The 22640-nt window shown below is 73.8% G+C and carries 25 protein-coding genes; 17 read left to right on the top strand and 8 right to left on the bottom strand.

Annotated features, from left to right (window positions below):
- Positions 1-60: 60 nt before the first annotated feature.
- From DEI86_RS04975 to DEI86_RS04950, 6 genes are all read left to right on the top strand, one after another.
- Positions 61-615, top strand: coding sequence for a hypothetical protein (locus tag DEI86_RS04975; protein WP_146244862.1), 555 nt, complete (start codon positions 61-63; stop codon positions 613-615).
- Between the two features lie 44 nt (positions 616-659).
- Complete coding sequence (locus DEI86_RS04970) at positions 660-1751, top strand: peptidoglycan-binding protein (protein ID WP_111009662.1); 1092 nt, start codon at positions 660-662, stop codon at positions 1749-1751.
- Positions 1748-2566 (top strand): ABC transporter ATP-binding protein, encoded by an 819-nt coding sequence (locus DEI86_RS04965; RefSeq protein ID WP_111048960.1) that lies wholly within the window; start codon positions 1748-1750, stop codon positions 2564-2566. Before DEI86_RS04970 ends, DEI86_RS04965 begins: the two co-directional genes overlap by 4 nt.
- Entirely contained in the window at positions 2563-3756 is a 1194-nt protein-coding gene (locus tag DEI86_RS04960; RefSeq protein ID WP_111009660.1) for an ABC transporter permease, read from the top strand. The genes DEI86_RS04965 and DEI86_RS04960 overlap by 4 nt, the downstream gene beginning before the upstream one ends.
- A 148-nt stretch (positions 3757-3904) precedes the next feature.
- A complete protein-coding gene (locus tag DEI86_RS04955) occupies positions 3905-4468 on the top strand; it encodes a DUF2231 domain-containing protein (protein WP_111048959.1) in 564 nt (187 codons plus the stop codon).
- Between the two features lie 217 nt (positions 4469-4685).
- Positions 4686-5351: a DedA family protein gene (locus DEI86_RS04950; protein ID WP_111012258.1), complete on the top strand. Its 666-nt coding sequence runs from the start codon at positions 4686-4688 to the stop codon at positions 5349-5351.
- A gap of 153 nt (positions 5352-5504) precedes the next feature.
- On the opposite strand, the gene DEI86_RS04945 is transcribed toward DEI86_RS04950, so the two are convergent.
- Positions 5505-5705, bottom strand: coding sequence for a DUF2945 domain-containing protein (locus DEI86_RS04945; protein WP_111009884.1), 201 nt, complete (start codon positions 5703-5705; stop codon positions 5505-5507).
- A 176-nt stretch (positions 5706-5881) separates the two neighbouring features.
- On the opposite strand from DEI86_RS04945, the gene DEI86_RS04940 reads away from it, so the two are divergent.
- Together DEI86_RS04940 and DEI86_RS04935 are read left to right on the top strand one after the other, a co-directional pair.
- Entirely contained in the window at positions 5882-6949 is a 1068-nt protein-coding gene (locus DEI86_RS04940) for a serine/threonine-protein kinase (protein WP_111027539.1), read from the top strand.
- A gap of 209 nt (positions 6950-7158) precedes the next feature.
- A complete protein-coding gene (locus tag DEI86_RS04935) occupies positions 7159-7785 on the top strand; it encodes a phosphoribosylanthranilate isomerase (protein ID WP_111009656.1) in 627 nt (208 codons plus the stop codon).
- 167 nt (positions 7786-7952) lie between these two features.
- Here DEI86_RS04935 and DEI86_RS04930 read toward each other — a convergent pair whose 3' ends face one another.
- The gene (locus DEI86_RS04930) at positions 7953-8723 is read right to left on the bottom strand and encodes an HAD-IIB family hydrolase (protein ID WP_111048958.1); all 771 of its coding nucleotides are present in this window, start codon (positions 8721-8723) and stop codon (positions 7953-7955) included.
- Positions 8724-8824: 101 nt separating this feature from the next.
- Between DEI86_RS04930 and DEI86_RS04925 the strand changes: the two genes are divergently transcribed.
- Entirely contained in the window at positions 8825-9355 is a 531-nt protein-coding gene (locus tag DEI86_RS04925; protein WP_111048957.1) for an AAA family ATPase, read from the top strand.
- 146 nt (positions 9356-9501) lie between these two features.
- On the opposite strand, the gene DEI86_RS04920 is transcribed toward DEI86_RS04925, so the two are convergent.
- Positions 9502-10101 carry a nitroreductase family protein gene (locus DEI86_RS04920; RefSeq protein WP_111009653.1) on the bottom strand — a complete coding sequence of 200 codons (600 nt, stop codon included), beginning with the start codon at positions 10099-10101 and terminating at the stop codon, positions 9502-9504.
- Between the two features lie 122 nt (positions 10102-10223).
- Between DEI86_RS04920 and DEI86_RS04915 the strand changes: the two genes are divergently transcribed.
- A complete protein-coding gene (locus DEI86_RS04915) occupies positions 10224-11144 on the top strand; it encodes an AEC family transporter (RefSeq protein ID WP_111012261.1) in 921 nt (306 codons plus the stop codon).
- Between the two features lie 65 nt (positions 11145-11209).
- Here the strand turns inward: DEI86_RS04915 and DEI86_RS04910 are convergent, their stop codons facing one another.
- A complete protein-coding gene (locus DEI86_RS04910; protein ID WP_111048956.1) occupies positions 11210-12046 on the bottom strand; it encodes an exodeoxyribonuclease III in 837 nt (278 codons plus the stop codon).
- A 162-nt stretch (positions 12047-12208) separates the two neighbouring features.
- Here DEI86_RS04910 and DEI86_RS04905 point away from each other — a divergent pair, with 162 nt between their 5' ends.
- From DEI86_RS04905 to DEI86_RS04885, 5 genes are read left to right on the top strand one after another with little or no spacing between them, the layout of a single operon-like run.
- Entirely contained in the window at positions 12209-12754 is a 546-nt protein-coding gene (locus DEI86_RS04905) for an Asp23/Gls24 family envelope stress response protein (protein ID WP_111012263.1), read from the top strand.
- On the top strand, positions 12751-12942 hold the full coding sequence (locus DEI86_RS04900; RefSeq protein ID WP_111009649.1) for a DUF2273 domain-containing protein: 192 nt from the start codon (positions 12751-12753) through the stop codon (positions 12940-12942). The genes DEI86_RS04905 and DEI86_RS04900 overlap by 4 nt, the downstream gene beginning before the upstream one ends.
- Positions 12939-13328 carry a hypothetical protein gene (locus tag DEI86_RS04895; protein WP_111048955.1) on the top strand — a complete coding sequence of 130 codons (390 nt, stop codon included), beginning with the start codon at positions 12939-12941 and terminating at the stop codon, positions 13326-13328. Before DEI86_RS04900 ends, DEI86_RS04895 begins: the two co-directional genes overlap by 4 nt.
- Entirely contained in the window at positions 13325-14038 is a 714-nt protein-coding gene (locus DEI86_RS16470) for a hypothetical protein (protein ID WP_181439704.1), read from the top strand. Before DEI86_RS04895 ends, DEI86_RS16470 begins: the two co-directional genes overlap by 4 nt.
- Positions 14035-14628, top strand: coding sequence for a hypothetical protein (locus DEI86_RS04885; protein WP_111048954.1), 594 nt, complete (start codon positions 14035-14037; stop codon positions 14626-14628). The genes DEI86_RS16470 and DEI86_RS04885 overlap by 4 nt, the downstream gene beginning before the upstream one ends.
- Before the next feature lie 182 nt (positions 14629-14810).
- Here the strand turns inward: DEI86_RS04885 and DEI86_RS04880 are convergent, their stop codons facing one another.
- Both DEI86_RS04880 and DEI86_RS04875 read right to left on the bottom strand, forming a co-directional pair.
- On the bottom strand, positions 14811-15536 hold the full coding sequence (locus tag DEI86_RS04880) for an aminoglycoside 3'-phosphotransferase (RefSeq protein WP_258376466.1): 726 nt from the start codon (positions 15534-15536) through the stop codon (positions 14811-14813).
- 51 nt (positions 15537-15587) lie between these two features.
- Positions 15588-17237, bottom strand: a complete 1650-nt coding sequence (locus DEI86_RS04875; protein WP_111048953.1) for a hypothetical protein — start codon at positions 17235-17237, stop codon at positions 15588-15590.
- 101 nt (positions 17238-17338) lie between these two features.
- Here DEI86_RS04875 and pyrE point away from each other — a divergent pair, with 101 nt between their 5' ends.
- A complete protein-coding gene (gene pyrE, locus DEI86_RS04870; RefSeq protein WP_111048952.1) occupies positions 17339-17890 on the top strand; it encodes an orotate phosphoribosyltransferase in 552 nt (183 codons plus the stop codon).
- Positions 17891-18273: 383 nt separating this feature from the next.
- A complete protein-coding gene (locus DEI86_RS04865; protein ID WP_111048951.1) occupies positions 18274-20340 on the top strand; it encodes a septum formation family protein in 2067 nt (688 codons plus the stop codon).
- A gap of 145 nt (positions 20341-20485) precedes the next feature.
- Here the strand turns inward: DEI86_RS04865 and DEI86_RS04860 are convergent, their stop codons facing one another.
- Entirely contained in the window at positions 20486-21433 is a 948-nt protein-coding gene (locus DEI86_RS04860; protein WP_111048950.1) for an aldo/keto reductase, read from the bottom strand.
- A 53-nt stretch (positions 21434-21486) separates the two neighbouring features.
- Entirely contained in the window at positions 21487-22548 is a 1062-nt protein-coding gene (locus DEI86_RS04855) for a sodium:calcium antiporter (RefSeq protein ID WP_111048949.1), read from the bottom strand.
- Positions 22549-22640: the final 92 nt, after the last annotated feature.

Genomic DNA, 22640 nt, shown 5'->3' with positions numbered 1-22640 from the left:
ACGCCGTTCACCGAACCCGGTCGCCGGGAGGCGGCGACCACGACGCACAGGAGGACCACCATGACCATGACCACGACCACGACCACGAGGTCGCTCCGCGATGACGGACGGCGCTCCGGACTCGGCGGGTCGGTACCGACCCACGGGGTCCGGGTGACGCTCGCCGTCGTCCTCGCCCTGCTCAGCGTGACCGGCGCGACCGGCTGCGCGGCTGAGAGCGGGCGGGACGAGGCGGGCCGCACCCGCTCGTCGGCACCGAGCACGGACGCGAACGCGTTCTCGGCGTGCATGCGGGACCGGGGGATCCCGATGGAGGACAGCGACCCGACGCAGGGGGGCGAACGTGCAGCGGTACCGGAAGGCGTCGACCCCGACGCCTACCAGCGTGCACTCGTGTCGTGCGCGGAGGAACGCGCCGGTGGTGCCGAGCCCGCGGAGGCGGTGGACGCCGATCCCGAGGTGTCCCGGTGCATGCGCGAGCACGGGATCACCGATTACCCCGACCCCGTGCACGGCCAGGTGGACTACGACCCCGGTGACCCGCCCTCGAGCGCGTTCCTCGCGGCCGAGGAGACGTGCTGGAAGCAGGTCCACGGCGCGGAGATCGCGAAGTGAGCCGCCGCGTACGGCCGGCGCGACGACCCACGCGGCCCACGCGGGTGCGCCGCGGGACGGCGGTCACCGTCGGCGCCGCGGTCGTGGTGGTGGTCGCGAGCGCCACGGTCGCGGTGACGACCGTCGTGCCCGAGGACGATCGCGCGGTCGCCGCGCCCGGCAAGGCCGCGTCCGCGAGCGCGACCCCGTCCTCCGGGGGCGGAGCGCCGAAGCGCACCGCGGACGGACGCCCCACGGCACCCGTCGTCCGGGGCGACCTCACGGAACGCCGCACGTTCGCGGGCACGCTCGGCCACGGGACGCCGAAGGACCTGCTCGGGTCCGGGAGCGGCACCCTGACCGGCCTGCCCGACTACGGACAGGTCGTGCACCGGGACGAGGCGCTGTACTGGCGCGACGAACGGCCGGTCCGGGCGATGCACGGCGCGGTCCCACTGTGGCGTCCGCTCGAACGGGGCCTGCGTGGGACCGACGTGGCGCAGCTCAACCGGAACCTCGCTGCCCTCGGGTACGACGTCGCGCAGGACGACCGCTTCGGCACTCGGACGGCCGCGGCGGTGCGTCAGTGGCAGCGGGACCGCGGGTTCGCGGTGACCGGACGGCTCACGGCGGACGACATCGCCTTCGTGGACGGGGACGTCCGCGTCGCCGAGCCGAAGGCCACGGTCGGTTCCCCGGCGAGTGGACCGCTCTACGGGTACACGAGCACCACCCGCACGGTGACGGTCCCGATCGACGAACTCGCTGCCGGCTCGTTCCCGGTCGGGTCCACCGTCTCGGTCGGCTTCTCCGGATCGACCGAGCACGTCGACGGCACGGTGCGCTCGGTCGGCGCGGACCCGTCGTCGGACGACGGCGGCCTGGTCGTCGAGATCGACCTCCGTGCCGCGGTCCCGTCGGGCGTGGCCGAGGCGGCTGGCGTGGACGTCCAGGTGGAGGGCGAGACGCGGAAGGGGGTGCTCTCGGTCCCGGTCGGGGCACTGCTGGCCGCGCGCGGCGACGGGTACGCCGTGGATCGTGTCCGGGCGTCGGGCGAGACCGAGCGGGTACCGGTCGAGGTCGGGTTCGCGGCCGACGGGCGCGTCGAGGTCAGCGGCGGGGTCCACGAGGGCGACCGGGTGGTGGTGCCGTCATGACCGCGGTCGCGACCGTGCCCCGGCGGACGACGGTGCCGGACGACCCGGAGGGCCGCGTCCTGGTCCTCGAGGGCGTCACGAAGCGGTACGGCGAGGTCGAGGCCCTGCGCGGGATCGACCTGCGGGTGTCGGCGGGCGAACTCGTCGCGGTCGTCGGGCCGAGTGGCTCCGGCAAGTCGACGATGCTCAACATCATCGGCACCCTCGACCTGCCGACCGAGGGCCGGGTCGTCATCGCCGGGCACGACGTCGGCACGATGTCCGACGACGCGGTGTCGCGGCTCCGCGCGGACCACATCGGGTTCGTGTTCCAGCACTTCCACCTGGCGCAGGGCGCCACCGCCGTCGAGAACGTCGCCGACGGCCTGCTCTACACGGGCACCGGCCGCCGCGAGCGCACCGAACGGGCCGCGGACGCGCTCCGCAGGGTCGGGCTCGGACACCGGCTCGACCACCGTCCGCACGAACTCTCCGGCGGCGAGAAGCAGCGCGTCGCGATCGCCCGGGCCATCGTGGGCGACCCCACCGTGCTCCTCGCCGACGAGCCGACGGGCGCGCTCGACACCGCGTCGGGCGCAGCGGTGCTCGACCTGCTCCGTGAACTCAACGCGGGGGGCACCACGGTGCTCGTGATCACCCACGACCTCGAGCTCGCGGCCTCGTTGCCCCGGCAGGTGCGCATGCGCGACGGCCGGATCGCCGACGAGACCCACGGCGGAGGCGACGGGCACGACGGACGCGGTGCGCGCGTCGACGCCACGACGCTCGCCGACGCGATCCGGGCAGCGGGCACGGGGACGAAGGCGCGGGCATGACCGCGACCGGGCACGTCCACGCCGGCGACCTGGTGCGGCTCGGACTGTTCGGGCTGCGGACGCGTCCCACCCGGGTCGTCCTCTCGGCGCTCGGCATCGCGATCGGCATCGCCGCGATGGTCGCGGTGGTCGGCATCTCGAGCTCGAGCAAGGCGAAGCTCGACGCCCTGCTCGACGCGCTCGGGACGAACGTGCTCGCGGCACAGCAGGCCACCGGCTTCGGCGAGCCGGAACCGCTCCCCGTCGACGGGGTGTCGACGGCCGTCCGACAGTCCGACGTCCTCGACGCCGCCGGTGTCGGACGCGTCGAGGATGGACGCGTCTACCGGAGCGCCCGGGTCCCCGCGCTCGAGTCGAAGGGCATCGGCCTCGTGGCCGCGTTCGGCGACGTCCCGCGCGTGCTCGCCGGTCGGTTCGCCGCGGGGCACTGGCTCGTCGGCGCGGACGACGCATCCGCGCCGGAGCAGGCGGTCCTGGGTGCGGAAGCGGCGAAGCGCCTGGGGATCGACCGGGTCACGGACGACACCGCGATCTGGACGGACGGACATCGGCTGGCGGTCGTCGGGATCCTCGAGCCACTCGCCCTCGCGCCGCAGCTCGACACGCAGGTGTTCATCCCGCGCTCCACGGCCGCAGGGATGGGGTTCGACGGGCATCCGACGCAGATCCTCACGCGCGTGGACCCGGACGCGGTCGCCGAGGCCCGCGAACGGCTGCCCCGGTCGATCAGTCCCCTCCACCCGAAGGACGTCGCCGTGACCCGGCCCTCCGACGCGCTCGCCGCGAAGAACGCGTCGCAGGACTCGTTCACCGGCCTGCTCGTCGGTATCGGCGGTGTCGCGCTGCTCGTCGGCGGCATCGGCGTCGCGAACACCATGGTCATCACGGTGCTCGAGCGCCGAGCCGAGGTCGGGGTCCGCCGGTCGCTCGGGGCACGCCGACGGGACATCCGCGACCAGTTCCTCGTCGAGTCGCTGCTCCTGTCGCTCCTCGGCGGCGTGGCCGGCGTCACGATCGGGGTCGCCGTGACGGTCGGGTTCGCGCTCGCGCAGGGGTGGCCGGTCGCGATCCCGGCGTGGGCCGTCCTGGGCGGGGTCGGGGCGACCGTCCTCATCGGTGGCGTCTCGGGCATCTACCCAGCCGCGCGGGCGGCACGGATCCCGCCGACGTCGGCGCTCGCGGCCGCATGACCCGGAACGGACGGGAGACGCGGCACCGGAGGGTCGCCGTGCCTCCCGTTCCCAGGTTCCTGCGTACCGGCCGGGAGGTCCGGGACCGACCCGAGCGGGCCTCCCGTCCGCCGACTACGGTCTGGGACAGCCGATCCGAGGGAGCGTCATGCGGGAGATCCGTGCACTGCAGAGTCTGACCAGCGCGATCGAGCACGCGAGCGTGCTCGACAAGCTCATCGACGTCGACGTGAAGGCCGTCAAGGCCCTCGTCCAGCCCGACGCCCTGAAGCAGCTGCTGCACGGCGTGCCGTTCGGGCACCCGCTGCACCCGCTCATGGTCCAGGTACCCCTCGGCGCGTGGCTGTCCTCGGCCCTGCTCGACCTGCTGCCGGGGACGCACCGGTCGTCCCGAACGCTCGTCGGCGTCGGCGTGGTGTCGGCCGGCGTCGCGACCACGGCCGGGCTCATCGACTGGTCGGAGCTCGACCGCGAGCAGCAGCGCACGGGGTACGTGCACGCCGTGGTGAACGGCACCGCGATGACGCTCTACGGGCTGTCGTGGTGGCAGCGGAAGCGCGGGAACCACCTGCGCGGCAAGGCCCTCGGCATGCTCGGACTCGTGGTCGTGTCCGGCGGCGGCTACCTCGGTGGGCACCTGTCCTACCGCCAGCGCGCGGGCGTGAGCGAACACGGCGAGGTGCCGTTCGAGCGTCCTCCCGTCGGCGCCTGAGACCGCTGCAGGGTGCCACCGGCGGGACTGGTCGCACACGGCCGGACGCGGTAGTGTCCGGGGGTCTCCGGCGTCAGGGGTGGCGCCGGGGTGGAGATGCCGGGGTGGCATCGGCGGGAGGCGGGCGTCCGACTGGGCGCCGCCTCCCGTTCCCACTCCGAGGGGGTGTCCGGCCACACGGCACCGCGTGTCCAGGCGCCGTCGGTACCGTGCGGGCATGACGATGACCGCCACCGCCCGCACCGACGGTCCGAGCGGGGTCGGCGGCCTCACGGGGTTCGTGCTCGAGGTGGTCGACCGCCTGGGCGAGTGGGGCGTCGGACTCCTGCTGTTCGCGGAGACCGTGTTCCCGCCGATCCCGAGCGAGGTCATCCTGCCCCTCGCCGGGTTCCTCGCCGGCGCGGGAGCGATGGACCTGGCGCTCGTCCTCGTCGCGGCGACCATCGGCTCGTGGCTCGGGGCGCTCGCCCTCTACGCGCTCGGGGCCCGGGTCGGCCTCGAGCGCTCGATCGGGTGGGCCGCGCGGTTGCCGCTCGTCGACGAGGACGACCTGCGTCGCGCCGCGCACTGGTTCGACCGGCACGGAGCGGCGGCGGTGTTCCTCGGGCGGCTCGTGCCCGGCGTGCGGAGCCTCGTCTCGCTGCCGGCCGGCGCCGGGCGGATGCACCTCGTGACGTTCTCGGTGTGCACCGTGCTCGGCAGCGTCGTGTGGAACACGGCGCTCGTCCTCGCGGGCGCGGCGCTCGGCTCGCGGTGGGAGCTGCTCGAGGGCTGGTCGGCGTGGATCGACCGCGGTGTGTACGCCGCGCTCGTGGCCGTCGTCGCCGTGTTCGTCGTGCGGCGCGTCCGGCGTCGGGGGCGGGAGCGCCGCCAGCGGGGCTGAGCCCCTCGAACCCGACTGCGCGGCTCGTCGTGCGCGCTCGTCGTGGGCGGGTCGTGCGCGCGCGGACGACAACTGCGCTCGCGCCAGCACGCGCAGTCGTCGTCGACGCGCGCAGGTGCCGCCGGGATCACCGGTACGGCCGGGGAACTGCCCTCAGGACCGGAGCGCCGACTCCTTGTGCGCGGCCTTCTTGCCGGACTTGGCCGACTCGACGATCCAGTACGGGTCGTCGTCGGTGGGCTTGAAGTCCTGCCCGTCGAACGTGAAGTCCTTCGTCTTCTTCTCGCGCGCGGTGCCGGTCGTCTCGCCCTGCGAGGTGTTCCAGTGCACCTCGTCGCCCTCGTGGATCGCCATGCGCTGGACCGTACCCGGCGGCCTGCGAGGACGTGCAGCGCTCGCGGTACATCCACCGGTCACAAGTGGATAACACGGCATGCGCGCCGGAGGTGCACGCGTAGCGTGGACGGTGCGTCGCCCACCCAGCGGCGCCCTGCGCACCCCCGGCGCCCCGAGAGGATCGACGAACCCGAATGAGTCTGGTCTCCAGCACGGTGACGGCCGACACCGTCCTCGCCGGGCGATACCGGCTGACGGAGGTGATCGGCACCGGCGGCATGGGGACCGTGTACCGCGCCCGTGACGAGCACACCTACCGTGACGTCGCCATCAAGCTGTTCGCGACGCCCCAGTCGATGACGCACGCGGACCGGGTCCGCCAGGAGCGCGAGATCCGGCTGCTGAGCATGTTGAGCCACCCCGGACTCATCCCGCTGTACGACGCCGGGACCCACGAACTCGTCGACGGGCCCCACCGGTTCATCGTCATGGAGCTCATCTCCGACCCGACGCTCCTGCGCCGCCTCGCCGACGGACCCCTGCACAACTACGAGGTCGCCTCGCTCGGGGCGCAGCTCGCCGACGCCCTGGCGTACGTGCACGCCCGCGGCATCGTGCACCGGGACGTCAAGCCGGCGAACATCCTCATCAACGACGAGGGGTCCGCCGGGTTCGCCCGCACCGTCAAGCTCACCGACTTCGGCGTCGCCCACTTCGTCGACGGCTCCCGCCTCACCGGCGACGGCACGATCATCGGTACCGCCGCGTACCTCAGCCCCGAGCAGGTCGCGGGCGAGTCCATCACGTTCGCGACCGACGTGTACTCCCTCGGCCTGGTGCTCCTCGAGGCCCTCACCGGCAAGCAGGAGTACTCGGGCACGGTCATCGAGGCCGCCCTCGCCCGGTTGCAGCACGACCCCGAGATCCCCGAGACGGTCGGCAGCGAGTGGCGTGACCTCCTCGTGGCGATGACGTCGCGTGAACCCGAGGAGCGACCGAGCGCCGTCACCGTCGCCCGCGTCCTGCGTGGAGGCGCGTCCCGCGTCACGGGACCGGTCCCGCTCGGCCGGACCCGGTCCTCCCGTTCGTCGCACCGTGCCGAGCACCGGCTGCACCGCGCCGCACACCGGCACACCCGCCGGGGCACGTTCGACGCGGTGCGGCGGTGGCGCCGCCGGAACACGATCGTCGGCAGCCTGGCCGGCATCGGCGTCGTCGCGGCCTGTTTCGGGTCGTACCTGCTCGGCGCTGCCGTGCACTAGACGACGCCGAGGGTGCACGGCGCGCCGGGTGCTTCCGCCGAGAGTGCGCGAGTCGTCGGGTGCTTCCGCCGAGGGTGCACGACGCGTCGTGCGCTCTCGCCCGGCGGGGTCGGCACGGGTCGAGCACCGAGGGACACGGGAAACGCCCGGGGCGACGCCGACGGACCCGCTGCCGTGACAGCGCAGGTGCGGTCGGGCAGGATCGGAGCATGACCACCGACGCCCTCTGGATCAAGATCTGCGGACTGTCGACCCCCGAGACGGTGGACGCCGCGATCGACGCCGGAGCCGATGCGCTCGGCTTCGTGTTCGCGGCGGGGAGCCCTCGCACGGTCACGGCCGACCAGGCGAAGGAACTCGTCGAGCGGGTGCCGGAGGGCATCGACGCGGTCGGGGTGTTCCGCGACCAGGAGATCGACGAGATCGTCGGGGTCGCCTCGGCGGTGGGGCTCACGACGCTCCAGCTCCACGGCGACGAGACCCCCTCGGACTTCGCGCGCGCTCGCGACGCCGGGTTCTTCACGATCCGGGCGGTGGCGGCCCAGGACTACCTCCGCGAGACGCCCGAGCAGCGCGCCGCGTACGACCACGACCTGCTCCTGCTCGACGCAGCGGAACCCGGGGCCGGCAAGCTCGTCGACCCGAGCACGATCGCCGGACGCGTCGACGAGGCCTGGATCCTCGCGGGTGGACTCACGCCGGCGAACGTCCGCGCCGCCGTGCAGCTGTTGGACCCGGACGGCGTGGACGTGTCGAGCGGCGTCGAGTCCTCGCGCGGCGTCAAGGACCCGGCGCGCATCCGGGCGTTCGTCGAGGCCGTCCGCAGCATCGCCTGACCTGCCGCGCGGAGGCGAGGAGCGGGCCGCGGTGTCGCGGGCGCGCGCCGACGACAACTGCGCCGTCGTCTGCAGGCGCACTCGTCGTCCACGCGCGCACCTGCGGGGCCGGACAGGAGGGACGGGGCCGGGCCGGGCCTCCCGGCCGACGCATCCGCGGGCCGGCGTCAGACGACGGGCGCGCGGAAGCGGGGGATGAGCTCGTCGAGGTAGTCGGCGGTGTCCGGCCAGCCCGTGACCGCGTGGCAGGGGACGCCGAGCGCCTTGACGGGATAGTCGTTGCCCTCCGGGTCGAGGCGGTCGCCGACGAACAGCATGTCGTCGAGCGCGATGCCCGTGATCTGCGCGAGTTTCGTCATCCCGTACGCCTTGTCGATGCCCTTGCGGGTGATGTCGATCGACGTGGAGCCGCCCGAGCGGACCTCGAGGTCGGGGAGCTGCGCCTGCACGAGCCGCTTGAGGTGGTCCTTCTTGCTGCCGTCGGGGTCCCACGCCTTCTTCGCGTCGACCGGAGCGGCCTGTCCCAGCGCCGAGAACGTGATCTGTGAGCCTCGGTCCTCGATGATCGGCCCCCAGGTCTCGGTCTCCCACAGGCCGGCCTGCTTCGCCTGGTCCTCGACGGCGGCGATCGCTCGGGTGCGCTCGTCCTCGGTCAGGTCCTCGGCGTACTCCAGGCGCCAGTCGGCGTCGAGCCAGCGGTAGTAGCGGGTACCGCAGGTCGGCATGAGGTGCAGGTCGTCGAGGCGGAGGCCCTCACGGGCCCGGAGCGGGGCGACGAGCTGCTGGTCGAACTGGGCGAACTGGCCGCCGGAGATGACGGCGACGGGGACGGCGTCGAGCAGGCGGGCGAAGGTGTCGAGCATGCGGGGGTCGAGCGGGGACTTCGACGGGGCGAGGGTGTCGTCGAGGTCGAAGGCGACGAGACGGGGTACGGGCATGGCGACCATCCTGGCAGAGGCGCCGGGGCGGCAGGAGGGTGCACGAGGACGCGGCCGGACGCGCTGGCCAGGGGTCTCCTGAGCGTCGGTAGGGTGAGCGCGTGCTCATCGTCCTGGCGGGGCTGCCCGGTGTCGGCAAGTCGACGTTCGCGGCGGCGCTCGCGGCCCGGGTCGACGCGGTCGTGCTCGCCGTCGACCTCGTCGAGGACGCACTGCTCGCGGCCGGGCTGCCTGCCGGGTCCACCACGGGTGTCGCCGCCTACGGCGTGGTGGAACGCGTCGCGGAGGCGCAGCTCGCCGTGGGACGGTCGGTCGTCGTCGACGCCGTGAACGACGACCCGCGCGCTCGCGAGCAGTGGATCGGGCTCGCCGAACGGTCGGGCGCCGAGACGCACTGGTTCGAGCTCCGGCTCGCGGACCCGGACCGGCACCGCGCCCGTCTGGAGGGCCGGGGTCAGCGCTTCACGCGCCTCCCGGAGCCGGGGTGGGACACCCTGGCTCCGCGTGCGGACGCCCTCGACGGATGGGCGGCGGAGCGCTGGGCGGCGGAGCGCACGGTGCTCGACGCGGCGGAGCCGGTCGAGGCCCTGGTGGCCGCGGCGCTCGGGGCCGTGCAGCCGCCGCGCCCCTGACGGCCCCGCCGGCCGCCCTTGCCGGGCGCTCCCCGCCCACCCCCTCGCCGAGATCGCAGAAGATGCCGCTTCGACAGGGGTCGAAGCGGCATCTTCTGCGATCTCGGCGGAACAAGGGCCCGGGGTCCCGGGCCCCGGACCCGGGGTCAGTCGCGCGCGAGCACCAGCTCGTCGAGGGGCAGGCGCGTGCGGGGCGCGAGCTCGCGGGCGGCGGCCTGCTCGTCGAGCTGCGACGGGTCGGCGACCGTCCCGATCGCGGTCACCGTGACGGGCACGAAGCGCTCGGGCAACGCGAACGCGGTGCGGAGGCCGTCGACGTCGATGCCGCCGAGCTGGTGCACGTGCAGCCCCTCGGCGTGCGCCTGGACGGCGAGCGCGGCGATCGCCTGACCGAGGTCGTACTCCGCCCAGCGGCGGGGCTGACCGTCCTCGTCAGCGGTCTCGGCGATCGCGACGACGAGGGCGCTCGCGCGGTGGGCCCACGCCTGGTTGAAGCCCATGAGGTGCTCCATGATCACGTCGAACGTCGGGGTGCCGCGGCGGCCCACCACGAACCGGCGGGGCTGGGTGTTCGACGCGGACGGAGCCCAGCGCGCGGCCTCGAGCAGCGTGGTCACGGTGTCGTCGTCGATCGTCGCCGTCTCGTCGAACGAGCGGGGGCTCCAGCGCTCCTCGAGCAGCGGCACGAGCGGGCGGCTGGAGTCGGTGGAACGGGTCAGCGTGGTGGTGTCGGACGTTGCGGTCATGGTGCCTCCCAACGGTGTTCCATGCGAACGTATTCCCACGGGTGTCGTCGACTCCGACCGGCGCCCGATGTCGGATCAGACGGCCGTCCGTCCGCCGATGCGCTCGATGCCAGGATGGACCCGTGAGCGGAGTGCTGATCGGGTTCGCGATCATCGGCGCCGTGATCGCCACGGGGTACCTCGTCGGACGGCTCGGGGTCCTCGGCCCGCACGCGCAGTTCGTCATGAGCCGGCTCGTGTTCTTCGTGCTGACCCCGTGCCTGCTGTTCCACACGATCGCGACGGCGGACATCCACGTGCTGCTGTCCGAGATGCTCGTGGTGTCGCTCGTGACCGCGCTCGTCGTCGCGCTCGGGACCGCCGCCGTGTTCCGGTTCGTGCTGCGCCGCGACCTCGCCCAGACCACGGTCGGGGCGCTCGCCGCCGGGTACGTCAACTCGAACAACATCGGCCTGCCCGTCGCCGTCTACGTGCTCGGCCATCCGGCGTACGTGGTGCCGGTCATCCTGCTGCAGCTCGTCGTGCTCGCGCCGATCGCGCTGACGATCCTCGACACGGCGACGTCCTCGGGCGGGGGCCTGCGGCGGCGGATCCTCGGACCGGTGAGCAACCCGCTCATCATCGCGTCCCTCCTCGGCCTGGTCGTGTCGCTGACCGGCGTGCGGATCCCCGACCCGGTGATGGAGCCGTTCTCGCTCGTCGGCGCGGCCGCGGTACCCGTCGTCCTGCTGTCGTTCGGGATGAGCCTGCACGGCAACGCGCCCTTCCGTGACCCGGACACCCGGGTGGACGTGGTCGTGGCGAGCGCGCTCAAGCTGTTCGTGATGCCGGTGCTCGCCTACGTCATCGCGCGCTTCGTGTTCCACGTGTCGCACGAGCACCTGTTCGTCCTGACGGTGCTCGCCGGGTTGCCGACGGCGCAGAACGTCTTCAACTACGCGCAGCGGTACGACGCGGCCGTGCCCGTCGCGCGGGACGTCGTGCTCGTGTCGACGATCGGCGCGGTGCCCGTCCTCGTCGTCGTGGCGGCGCTGCTGCACTGACGCCACCGCCGGCCGGGAGGCGCGGGACCGGCCCGCCCCGGCCCTCCCGTCCGGCGGATGCGGCGTCAGAAGATCATCGGGCGGTCGTCGTCGAGACTCGTGTCGAGGTCGAGGTCGACGCTCACCGGCACGTGGTCGCTCGGGGCGTCGCCCTTGCGCTCGTTGCGGTGGATGGCGGCTGCCGTGACGACCTCGGCGAATGCGGGGGACCCCATGACGAAGTCGATGCGCATGCCCTCGTTCCGCGGGAACCGCAGCTGCTTGTAGTCCCAGTAGGTGTACCCGGTGGGCACGAGCGGGCGGACGACGTCCGTCAGCCCGATGCCCTCGAACGCGCGGAACGCGGCCCGCTCCGGCTCGGACACGTGCGTGTGGCCTTCGAACAGCGCGCGGTCCCAGACGTCCTCGTCGAAGGGGGCGACGTTCCAGTCGCCCATGAGCGCGAGCGGCTGGTCCGGAGCGGCGGCGATCCACTCCTCGGTGCGGGCCGCCAGCCGCGCGAGCCAGTCGAGCTTGTACGTGTAGTGGGGGTCGCCGACCGCGCGGCCGTTCGGCACGTACAGGCTCCACAGCCGCACGCCGTCGACCGTCACAACCATCGCGCGGGCCTCCACGGGGACGTCGTCGCCCTCGTGCCCCTTGAGGAACCCGGGCTGCGTCGGGAAGTCGCGCGTCACGTCCTCCATCGGCAGCCGGCTGGCGAACGCGACGCCGTTCCACTGGTTCAGGCCGTGAGCCTCGACGGTGTAGCCCGCGGCCTCGAACAGGTCGACCGGGAACTGCTCGGGCTTGCACTTGATCTCCTGCATGCCGAGCACGTCGACGTCCTCACGCACGAGCCAGTCGACCACACGGGAGGCGCGGGATCGGATCGAGTTGACGTTCCACGAGGCGACACGCATGGTGACGAACCTACCGGCCGCCCCCGACGCCCGGCGGTCCCTGGGGGTCTCCCGACCGGGGCGGTCGGCCCCGCACGGCAGGGTGTTGGTTGGACGGCAGACCCGGCGCCCGCGGCGCACGGTCGCAGGACCTCCATCACGACATCGACGACGGGAGCGGACATGGCAACCACCACGAACGGCGCGGGCGGAGCGGCGACCCCCGGCCGCGCGGGCACGACCGGCGCGAGCACCACGCGGGTGACGACAGCGCGCACGACGGCCGGCGGGTCCTCGCGCGTCGACGGTTCGAGCGCGGTCGTCGCGGACCCCACCACGACCACCGAGGTCACGACGCACGGCCGGACCGTCATCGACGACGCGGTCGTCGCGAAGGTGGCCGGGATCGCGGCGCGCGAGGTCCCCGGCGTCTTCGCCCTCGGCGGCAACACCGCCCGCGCGTTCGGGGCCATCCGCGACGCCATCGGTTCGAGCGACCTCGGGCAGGGCGTCCGCGTCGAGGTCGGCGAGACCCAGGTCGCGGTGGACCTCACCATCGTGGTCGAGTACCCGATGCCGATGATGGAGGTCGCACAGGACGTCCGCTCGGCCGTCACCGCCGCCCTGACCACGCTCGTCGGCCTGGAGGTCACCGAGGTCAACGTCGCGATCAACGACGTCAACATCCCCGCGCTGAACGGCGAACCGACCGAGGCGCGGGTCCAGTGAACGCCACGGTGGTCGGCATGGGCGCCGGCGCGGTCCTCGCGATCGTGGCCGTGACGCTCGGGTTCTGGGCGTTCGTCGTCGTCGCGGTGTTCATGGCCGTCGGTGCTCTGGTCGGACGGCTCGTCAGCGGCGACATCGACGTCCGCCGGCTCGCCGACGTCCTGCGTGGACGCCGGAGTTCGTCGTGACGAGTGAGCCGAACGGGCCGGTGGGGTCGGTCGCGTCGGCCGGGTCGGCCGGGAGGCCCGTCCCCGGCTGGGACCGCATCGCCGTGCCCGCCCTCGTCCACACCGCGCAGGCCGCCGCCGCCGAGGCCCTGCACGTGCCCGTCCGCGAGGTCCGCGCGCGCGTCGCCGACGACGGCCGCGGTGCCCTGGCGATCGAGGTCCGCGGACCGCTCGCGCTGCCACAGCTCGGCTCGCACCGGGTGCCCGACGAGCCGGTCCTCGCCCGCACGCACCGCGCCCGCGGCGTCATCGCCGAACGGGTGCACACCGTGACCGGGCGCCACGTGTCCCGTGTGTCCGTGGTGTTCACGTCGTCGATCGTCGAGGTCCCGGGGCGGGTCCGATGAGCATGGAGACCGGCGACCGCGCCGGCTCGCCCGACGGTCCCCGCGCCTCCCACGGCCGCGGATCGCCGCACGGTCTCGCCACCCCGCGCGGGTTCGGCGACCCCCGTGACCGGTCCGCCGACGACCCCGCCGAGCACGACCGCGTGCACCATCGGCTCCTGCGGCGCGAGACGCACGTCTCCCGGTCCGTCGCCGTCTCCGTCACCATGGTCTGCGTCGTCCTCGTGGCCGCCGCCGTGGCGCTCGCCGCGGTCCTCGTCCTGCTCCACGAACGCCTCGCGGGGTTCGAACCGCGCACCGTCGTCGACGCAGCCGTCGCCGCTCCGGCCGGGACGGTCCTCCCGGTCCTGGACGTGGTGGGCGGGCTCGTGGCGTTCCTCGGGCTCGTCCTCGTGCTGCTCGGTGTGCTGCCGAAGCGGCGCGCGCGGCACACGATGCCGTCACAGCGGCTCGCCGTCGTCGTCGACGACGAGGTGCTGGCCTCCGCCACCGCGCGCGCCGCCCGCAGCGTCACGCGCCTCGGCCCGGAGGGCGCGGTCGGCACCGTCGGGCGCCGAACCGCCGAGGTCGTGCTGCGGCCCGCCGCCGGCGTCGACGTCCCCGTCGTCGCCGTGACCGAGGCCGTGCGCGCCGAGGTCGACACGATCGACCCCACACCCGCGATCAGCGTGCGGGTGCGCGTGCAACCGGCGGGGAGGGTCGACGGATGACCGCGAGCAACCGCACCTTCGGCCGCGTGCTGCTCGTCCTCGTCGGCCTGGTGCTCCTGGCCGGTGGGCTCGCCGTGGTCGCGCTCGGCACCGTGCCGGGTGCCGCACGGACGTGGCACCGCATCGCGCCGGGCGCCCTCGCCGGGTTCGGCTCCGGTGCCGACCGTCCGGCGTCGGTCACGGCGTGGTCCATCGCGCTCGGTGTGGCCCTGCTCGTCGCGGTCCTCGCGCTCGTGGTGCTCGCCACCCGCGGTGGCGGTCGGGTCGCCACGGTGGTCGAGGACGAGGGCACCGCCGCCCCCGTCGACGGCCTCGTGACCGTCGACTCCACCGCGGTGCAGCACGCGCTGTCCTCGGCCATCGGTGCGCTGCCCGAGGTCCACTCGCTCGCCGTCGACGTCTACCGCGTCCGGGGCGCCCGTGCCGTTCGGATCCGGGTCCGGCCCCGGCAGGGTTCGGCGCCGCGAGATCTCACGACGCGGATCGAGGACGTCGTCGGCGACCTCGACGCCGTGCTCGGGATGCGGCTGCCGGTCCTGCTGCACATCGCACGCGGGGGTGCGGCCGGGCAGCCGGTTCGGGTGCACTGAGGCGGGGGGTCGCCGGCCGGGGTGCGTCGGCCGGAGGTGCGCCGCCGGGGGTGCGTCGGCCGGAGGTGCGCCGCCGGGGGTGCGTCGGCCGGGGGGGCGTGTCGCACCGGGTCCTTCCCATAGAACCGCGGCATGTGGGTGTTCGAACGGAAGGACGCGGTTCGACGTGCGCCGGGCGCCGCTCAGTCGCGCGGCAGCGCCCCGTCGCCGAGGTTCCACAGCGCCCGGTACCAGCGGGTGCGCTCGGGGTCGGGCGCGATGCCGTACGCGTCGAGGAACAGGGACTCCCACCCGTCGCCGAAGTTCCATCCGAGGGCCATGGTCGCGACGGCGATGTCCGCCCACCGATCCGCGATGCCGAGGGCGTCGAGGTCGACGTGGCCGACCCACTGCCCGTCCTCGCCCACGATCCGGTCCGGCTCCGGACGGGGACCGAGCGCCGCCACCGTGTCGTCGTCGGCACCGGAGCGGGCGATGCGCTGCGTGACCGACCACTCGAACGGGCAGTCGGCCACCGGGAGGGCGTCGTGCAGGGCGCGGAGTCCATGGCCGGCGGCGATCACCGCGGGCCGGGGATCGGCCTGGAACCGAGGGTCGACCGCACTCCGACCCGGGAGCGCGACCGTCCGGAGCCAGCGGCCGTCCGGGTCCTCGCCGTGGTCGACCACCCGCGGCACCGGCGTGTACGACCCCGCCCACGAGAGCCGCGCGATCTCACCGAGCAGGTCGAGTCGCACACCGTGGGGCGCCCACTTGACGTACTCGGCCGCGGGTCCCTCGCCGAGCCGGAACGTGCGGCCGTCGAGGGCGTTGCGCCACACCGCGGTGATCGCCCGTCCGGCGGCCAGGGCCGAGACGCACTCGGGGACGTCGACGTGGCCCTGGGGAAGTCCGGCGATGGGCAGCACGGACCGATCCTCGTCGCTCTGGGCGGTCGACGCCAGCGCACGGGTCGAGGTCTACCCGCCGAACCCGCGCTCCTCGATGAACTCCTGCGCGGTCGAGACGACGTCGTGACGTAACGTCGCGGCGCCCGGCGTGCCGGCGTAGTCGTAGATGTCGTAGCCGGGGCAGTGCACGATCGCCGAGGGATCGCCGAGGGCGTCCTGCACCGGGGTGGTCCAGACGTCCTGCGACCCGATGACGACGTAGGTCGGACGGGCGTCGCGGTAGGCGGCGAGGTCCACGAGCCACGGGTAGGTCGTGAAGTCGTCGCGGACCTGGAGCAGTCGCACGCCCTCGTCCCCGTACGCGGCGAGCGGTCGGACCGTCCAGAACTGTCCGACGCCGACGACCCCGCGACCGCCGACCCACCGGTCCAGGCACGAGGCGGGCGCGTAGGAGGCGGTGACCACGGCCTCCACGGTCGACGGCGCGACCGCCCCGCCCACCGCGAGCAGCGCGACGGTGGCGGCCACGGCGATCAGACGGAGTCCGCGACCAGCGGTGTGGAGGCGCGTTCGCCGGATCGCCGTCCGGGCCAGCTCCGCGACCGCGACGAGCCCGATGAGCGGCGCGGTGACGATCGGCTCGAGGTAGCGCGGCGTGGACGAGCCCGCGAGCACGACGCCGACGGAGACGGCGACGACGGTCACCATGCCGAGCGCCGACGCCACGAGCACCGTCCGGGAGCTCCGGACGCGCCAGGCCCACACCGTGCCGCCGAGGGAGGCGAGGAACAGCACGAGCAGCAGCACGAGCTCGACCTCGCCGAGGCCCGCGCCGGCGCGCTCGTCCGTCAGCGCCGCGAAGTACGAGAGCGTCGTGCCCGCGCCACCCGGGTGGATGTACGTCGACGGGTCGAGCGACACGAACGGCGCGAGCGGGATCCGGAGCAGGTACCCCAGCGCGGACCCACCGGCCAGCGCGACGCCGAGCCCCGACACCACACGCCAGGGCAGACGCCGGGCCAGGGCGAGCAACCCCACCGTCACGATCACGGGCGCCGCGGACCACGGCACGTACAGCGGGTCCGACGCCGTGCTGGACGCCGCCACGAGCGTCGTGACGGCCAACGCGACCCACGACGTGCGCGGCACCGGCAGGGAGGCCGTGCGCACCACCCGCAACGCCAGCGCGGCCGTGCCGAGCATCGCGAGCACCGCGCCGTAGTAGTACGTCGTCGTCAGGAGGAGCGACGCGAGTTCGAGACTCGACGCCGTCCCGGAGGACTCCGTGAGGACGAGCAACGTCACGACGCCGAGGGCGCCGACCGCGACGGCGACGCGGACCGCACGGGGCGCCTCGGGCATCACCTGCGCGGCGACCGCCCGCACGAGGACGTACACCGCCACGACCACGAGCAGGCCGTTCAGCGCGAGTGCCTGTTGCGGCGTGGACGTCAGCGCGGCGCACGCCAGGTACACCGGGATCTCGGGGAAGAAGAACAGCGTGGGCGACATCGCCCACTCGAACGACTGCCCCAGCCGGAGCGAGCGTTCGACCAGGGGGAGGAGCACCGAGTCGCCGTCGTACCAGAGCAGCCGGACGCGGTCGGTGGCGAGCACGTGCCGGAGTGCGGCGAGCGCGAGCGCGAGGGCCATCGCGGCACCGAGGGCCTCGGCCCCGAGCACCCGCAGGAGCACGCGGGGTCGGGTCGCCTGGGCCATGTCCGGAGCGTACCGGGAGGCGCTGACCCGCCAGGAGCGCTGTCCACAGGCCTCGTCGGTGGGCTGGGATCCCCGAGGGGGAGCGGATACTGTGGTGGATCGTGACCGACGCGCGTAGCCAGCTGATCGCCCACATCCGGGACGAGGCCGTGTTCCACGGCGACTTCACGTTGACCAGCGGCAAGAAGGCGACGTACTACATCGACCTGCGCAAGGTCAGCCTCGACCACCGGGTCGCGCCGCTCATCGGCCAGGTGATGACGGACCTCGTCGCCGAGGTCCCCGACGTCGTCGCGGTCGGCGGACTGACCATGGGCGCCGACCCGATCGCCACCGCGGTGCTGCACCAGGCCGCGGCCCGGGGCCAGGCCTACGACGCGTTCGTCGTCCGCAAGGAGCCGAAGGACCACGGCCGCGGCCGGCAGGTCGAGGGCCCCGACGTGCGGGGCAAGCGCGTCGTCGTGCTCGAGGACACCTCGACCACGGGTGGCTCCCCGCTCAAGGCCGCCGAGGCGCTCGAGCGCGAAGGCGCGATCATCGCCGCGGTCGCCGTCGTGGTCGACCGTGACACCGGCGCGAAGGAAGCCATCGAGCGTGCCGGGTACCCCTACTACGCGGCGATCGGACTGGGCGACCTCGGGCTGGCCCCGTGAGCGGACGTCCCACCGACGGCGAGCCCGAGGAACCGCGCCCGGACGATGCTGTCCGGTCGGATGACGACGCTCGCACCGCCCCGCGCCCCGTCCCGCCGAGCGGTCTCCGCAGCGCGTCGTCGATCTTCGGCGAGGCGAAGCTCCCCGACAACTGGCCGACGCGCCGCGAGCGCCGAGCCGCCGAGCGTGCCGCCGAGTCGGGCGAGGTGACGCCATTGCCGCCGACCGAGCAGATCCCGCCGGAGCTGCCGCCCGCGGACCCGTCTGCTGCGTCGGAGCCGCCTGCTGCGTCCGACCCGCCTGCTGCGCCGGAGCCGCCCGCTGCCCCAGAACCGCCTGATGCGCCGGAGCCGCCTGCTGCACCCGCGACCCCTGCCCGGGCGGTGTCCCACCCGAGCTCCCTGCAGCTGCCCACGGCACGGTCCACTCGGGATCAGCGCGCCGAGGAGATCCGCGCGATCGACGAGGAGCGCCGTCGGGTCGACCCGCACGGCACCGGCCGTGAGGACGTCGACTGGCTCGGCCGAGCGACGGGGGTGGCCCCGAGCCTCCCGTCGGAGCGCGACGACGTGATCCCGCCCGCGGCCGCACCGACGGAGCCGCCCGTCGCGGGCGTCCGGTCCCGGTTGCCCCGCGGCGAGGAGCGGCCGAGCTTCACCGACCTGCTGCGCCTGCCGGGCGACGACGCAGCGGGCGCCGGAACGTCCGACCACGACTCGCGCTTCGACTGGGCCGCGCTCGGCGGTGCCGACGACGAGGGCACGAACGCCGACCGCGACGCCGATGCCGGTGATGCCGACGGCGCTGACCGTGCTGGTGATGTCGACGCCGAGGCGAGCCGTGCCGCGGTCGTCGACGGACCTGCAGCTGCCCCTGCTGCCTCCGCTGCTCCCGTTCCTGCCGCTGCCGTCCCTGCCCCCGCAGCGGGCTCCCGGCCCACGCGTTGGTCCCTGTCCGACGACGATGCGGGATCGGACGCCGCCGAGGCGGGCTCCGCGCTGACCGCGCAGTCCGCGCACTCCGAGGTCACGGCGGCCATCCCGGCGCAGCACGACGCCCCCGAGGGCGTCCCTGCGGGATCCGACACCGCGGAGCCCGTCGTCGACACGGAAGACGCCGCCGAACGCGACACGGACGACTCCGGCGTCGACACCCCCACCGCTGCGCTGCCCTGGTGGGCGCAGCCCGAGACCGGCCCCGCAGTCGTGCCCGAGAGCCCCTCGCGCGCCGCCGATCCGCTCCCACCCACGGCCGCGCCGCCCCTGGTGTCGCCCGTGGATCCGGCCCACCCCGAGCAGGTCTACCCGGCCCACCTGCCTCCGGCCGTCGGCCAGGACCTCGACGCGTTGCTCGGCACCGACCGCTCGGCGCACGTGCCGGACGGCCGCCGTCCCCGTCCCGAGCAACAGCCGGAGACGATTGCCTGGGCGCCCGAGACCGGCCCCGCGGACGTCGTCGAGACCGGACCCGCGGACGTCGTCGACCAGACCGAGTGGGACGGCCGCGAGACCAGTGACACCCGGGCGATCAACGCGCTGTTCGGGACGGGCGCACTCCGCGCCGTCGACGGGGTCGAGGACGACGTTGCCCTCGGCGACGACCACGCCGACTTCGCCGCCGGTCGCGTCGGGGACACGGGCACGCGGATGATGCCCGTCGTCGGTGCTCCCGGTGCTCCTCCGACCGGCGCTCCTGGTGTCGCTCCGGCCGGCGCCGGTCGTTCCTCCGGCTCGGCGCTCCCGGGTCAGAGGGCTCGTGGTGCCGTGCCGGTCGGGCGGGGGGACGGCCGCGGCGACAACCTCCTCAACGAGGGCTTCGGGCGCCTCGCCGCGCAGGGTCGTCGGGGCAAGCAGCTGCTCGTGTACGGCGCGATCGCGATCATCATCGTGTTGCTCGTGCTCGTGTTCCTCGTCGTGCGGTGGATCCTCGGCGGCGACCCGCAGAACCAGCCGGCGCCGGCTCCGTCCTCCACGTCGTCGCCGAAGGCGTCACGGTCACCGGCAGCGGCGTCGACCCGGTCGACGTCCTCGACGCCCGCGCCGGCTCCTTCGGCCACGGCGGTGTTCGCCACCACGGCGGCGTCGGTGGGGCAGCACTCGTGGCGCGACCTCGCGGGCGGCGAGTGCCTGTCACCGTACGAGAACGCGTGGGCACAGACCTTCACGGTCGTCGACTGCTCGGCCGCCCACGCTGCGCAGATGACGTTCCGCGGCACGCTGACCCAGTCCAGCTACCCCGGGCCCGACGCATTACGCGGCCAGATGACCGAACTGTGCAGCGCGACCGGTGCGATCGACCTCGGCGCCGCGGCCGCCTACACGGACCTACAGGTCCAGGGCGCGTACCCGGCGGACCAGAGCGAGTGGAACGCGGGCGACCGCTACTACTACTGCTTCGCCTCGCGGTCGTCGGGACAGCCACTGACGAGTTCGCTCGCGCCCTCGGCCTGACCGCGGTCGCCGCCGCGCTGCCCCCGCGCGCCGGACGGGAGGCGCGGCACCCGCTCGCACCGACCTCCGGACGGCCGACACGACGGACGGGAGGCGCGGCACCCGCTGGTACCGCGCCTCCCGTCCTCGTCCGATCGGTCCCGGGTCAGGCGGGCACGGCGGCCGACGCGTCGGTGAGCGCGGCGATCTCGTCGGCCGTCAGCACGAGCTCGGCGGACCGGAGGAGCGCCGGCAGCTGCTCGAGGTTCCGGGCGCTCGCGATCGGCGCGACGACGTCCGGTCGCGTCTGCAGCCAGGCGAGCGCGACCGACGCGATCGGAGCGTCGTGCGCCTCGGCGACCGAGGCGAGAGCGTCGACCACGCGCAACCCCTCGTCCGAGAAGTACCCCTCGAGCTGCCCCTGGCGGTCCTTGCCCGCGATGTCCTCGCGAGTGCGGTACTTGCCCGTCAGGAAGCCGGCGGCGAGCGCGAAGTACGGCACGACGCCGAGGTGGGTCTCGTGCACGAACGGTGCGAGCTCGGCCTCGTACGGCTGCCGCTTGACGAGGTTGTAGTGCGGCTGGATCGCGACCGGCTCGGCGAGGCCGTTCTCCTGTGCGATCCGGATCCACTCGCGGGCGCGGTCGACGGAGTAGTTCGAGATCGCGGTGTAGCGGACGATGCCGTCCTTGACGAGCTGGTCGAACGCGCGGACGGTCTCCTCGAGCGGGGTGTCCTGGTCGTCGAAGTGCGCGTAGTAGAGGTCGATGCGGTCGGTGCCGAGGCGCTGCAGCGAGGCACGGGCGGCCGCGGCGACGGTGTCCGCTGCCAGGCCCTGGTACTCCGGGTGCTGCGAGCCCTTCGTCGCGATCACGACGTCGTCGCGCTTGCCCGTCGCCGCGAGCCACGATCCGATGACGGTCTCGGACTCACCACCCGAGTTGCCCGCTGCCCACGCCGAGTAGACGTCGGCGGTGTCGATGAAGTTCCCGCCGCCGTCGACGTACGCGCTGAGGACGTCGTGCGAGGTCTGCTCGTCCGCGGTCCAACCGAAGACGTTGCCGCCGAGGGCGAGGGGGAAGACATGGAGGTCACTGGTGCCGATGCGGGTCATGCCGCGAGGCTATGCCTCGGGCCTCCGAGTCGCGCCGGGACCGGTACGGATCCTCAGCCGACGGAGATCGCGATGAGTCCGCCCACCCCGATCAGGTACAGCACGAGCACGACGAACGAGTCGATCCCCATGCCGATGATCCGCTTCTGCGGCCGGAACACGAGCCCGACCGCGTAGACGAGGGTGAGCAGCGCGGCGATCGCCGTCAGGTAGATGTCGCTCGCGTTCGCCTGCGGCAGCACCGCCTTGCCGCTGATCACGGTCGCGACGAGGAACAGCACCGGCAGGAACGCGTTCCCGCCGAAGATGTCGCTGATCGCCAGGTTGTCATCGCCCTGCCTGACGGCCTGGAGGCCCGTGGAGATCTCCGGCAGGCTCGTCGCCAGGGCCAGGACGGTCGCGCCGAACAGCACGCCCGACAGGCCGATCTGCCCCGAGGCCGCATCGCCCGCCTGCTCCACCGCGACACCGGCGACGAGCGTCGCCGCGGCCGACACCGCGAAGATGACCGCGGCCCTCGCGGTGCCCATCGGCGGCGGCTTCGGCTTGGAGCGGCGGTGCCCAGTCGCGTGCGGCGAGCTGTCGGGGGCCGTGCCGTTGTCGTGCCACGGCAGGCTCTTGCTCGCCCGCTGGACGAGGAGCAGGCCGACGACCCAGATCGCGGCGATGAGGACCACGTCCGGGGTCAGCCGGGCGAACAGCAGGCTCGACGGCAGTTGGCTCCCGGCGATGACGACCGCGAGCACGGCGACGACGACGATCGCCTCGAGCACGAGTCCGAGCGACGCGGCACGGTAGGTGATCGGCTTCACGCTCTTCCCGCGCTTGCCGAACGCGTCGATGATCATGATGACGACGGTCTGCAGCGCGATGCCGCCGAGGATGTTCCCGGCCGCGACCTCGATCGAGCCGGAGAACGCGGCGCTCACCGTGATCGCGATCTCGGGCAGGTTCGTCGCGAGGGCGAGCACGATGAGGCCCCCGAGCGCGCTCCCGAGGTGCAGCCGGTCGTCGAGCACGTCGGTGGTCTTCGACAGCTGGATGCCCGCCACCCAGATGACGGCGGACCCCGCCACGAACACGAGCACGAGCAGCCAGAACGGGAGGGACGCCATGGTCCCATCGAACCCTCCGGGAGCCGACGCGGTTCCGGAGCGGCGATGTACGCTCCCTGCAGGGCGCGCCCGGACGCCCGGAGCGGGGGAGC

The sequence above is a fragment of the Curtobacterium sp. MCBD17_028 genome (assembly GCF_003234875.1).
Taxonomy (GTDB): Bacteria; Actinomycetota; Actinomycetes; order Actinomycetales; family Microbacteriaceae; genus Curtobacterium.
The sequence above is the reverse complement of the archived record's forward strand: the minus strand, read 5'-3'. Positions and strand labels throughout refer to the sequence as shown.

Bases quoted from the DNA above. Each gene is read 5' to 3' on its own strand.
- DEI86_RS04910 (WP_111048956.1), bottom strand. From the start codon at position 12,046: ATGCGTGTCGCCTCGTGGAACGTCAACTCGATCCGATCCCGCGCCTCC.
- DEI86_RS04975 (WP_146244862.1), top strand. From the start codon at position 61: ATGACCATGACCACGACCACGACCACGAGGTCGCTCCGCGATGACGGA.
- DEI86_RS04920 (WP_111009653.1), bottom strand. From the start codon at position 10,101: ATGACCGCAACGTCCGACACCACCACGCTGACCCGTTCCACCGACTCC.
- DEI86_RS04965 (WP_111048960.1), top strand. From the start codon at position 1,748: ATGACCGCGGTCGCGACCGTGCCCCGGCGGACGACGGTGCCGGACGAC.
- DEI86_RS04860 (WP_111048950.1), bottom strand. From the start codon at position 21,433: ATGACCCGCATCGGCACCAGTGACCTCCATGTCTTCCCCCTCGCCCTC.
- DEI86_RS04955 (WP_111048959.1), top strand. From the start codon at position 3,905: ATGCGGGAGATCCGTGCACTGCAGAGTCTGACCAGCGCGATCGAGCAC.
- DEI86_RS04940 (WP_111027539.1), top strand. From the start codon at position 5,882: ATGAGTCTGGTCTCCAGCACGGTGACGGCCGACACCGTCCTCGCCGGG.
- DEI86_RS04905 (WP_111012263.1), top strand. From the start codon at position 12,209: ATGGCAACCACCACGAACGGCGCGGGCGGAGCGGCGACCCCCGGCCGC.
- DEI86_RS04960 (WP_111009660.1), top strand. From the start codon at position 2,563: ATGACCGCGACCGGGCACGTCCACGCCGGCGACCTGGTGCGGCTCGGA.
- DEI86_RS04950 (WP_111012258.1), top strand. From the start codon at position 4,686: ATGACGATGACCGCCACCGCCCGCACCGACGGTCCGAGCGGGGTCGGC.
- DEI86_RS04945 (WP_111009884.1), bottom strand. From the start codon at position 5,705: ATGGCGATCCACGAGGGCGACGAGGTGCACTGGAACACCTCGCAGGGC.
- DEI86_RS16470 (WP_181439704.1), top strand. From the start codon at position 13,325: ATGAGCATGGAGACCGGCGACCGCGCCGGCTCGCCCGACGGTCCCCGC.
- DEI86_RS04855 (WP_111048949.1), bottom strand. From the start codon at position 22,548: ATGGCGTCCCTCCCGTTCTGGCTGCTCGTGCTCGTGTTCGTGGCGGGG.
- DEI86_RS04875 (WP_111048953.1), bottom strand. From the start codon at position 17,237: ATGGCCCAGGCGACCCGACCCCGCGTGCTCCTGCGGGTGCTCGGGGCC.
- DEI86_RS04935 (WP_111009656.1), top strand. From the start codon at position 7,159: ATGACCACCGACGCCCTCTGGATCAAGATCTGCGGACTGTCGACCCCC.
- DEI86_RS04930 (WP_111048958.1), bottom strand. From the start codon at position 8,723: ATGCCCGTACCCCGTCTCGTCGCCTTCGACCTCGACGACACCCTCGCC.
- DEI86_RS04885 (WP_111048954.1), top strand. From the start codon at position 14,035: ATGACCGCGAGCAACCGCACCTTCGGCCGCGTGCTGCTCGTCCTCGTC.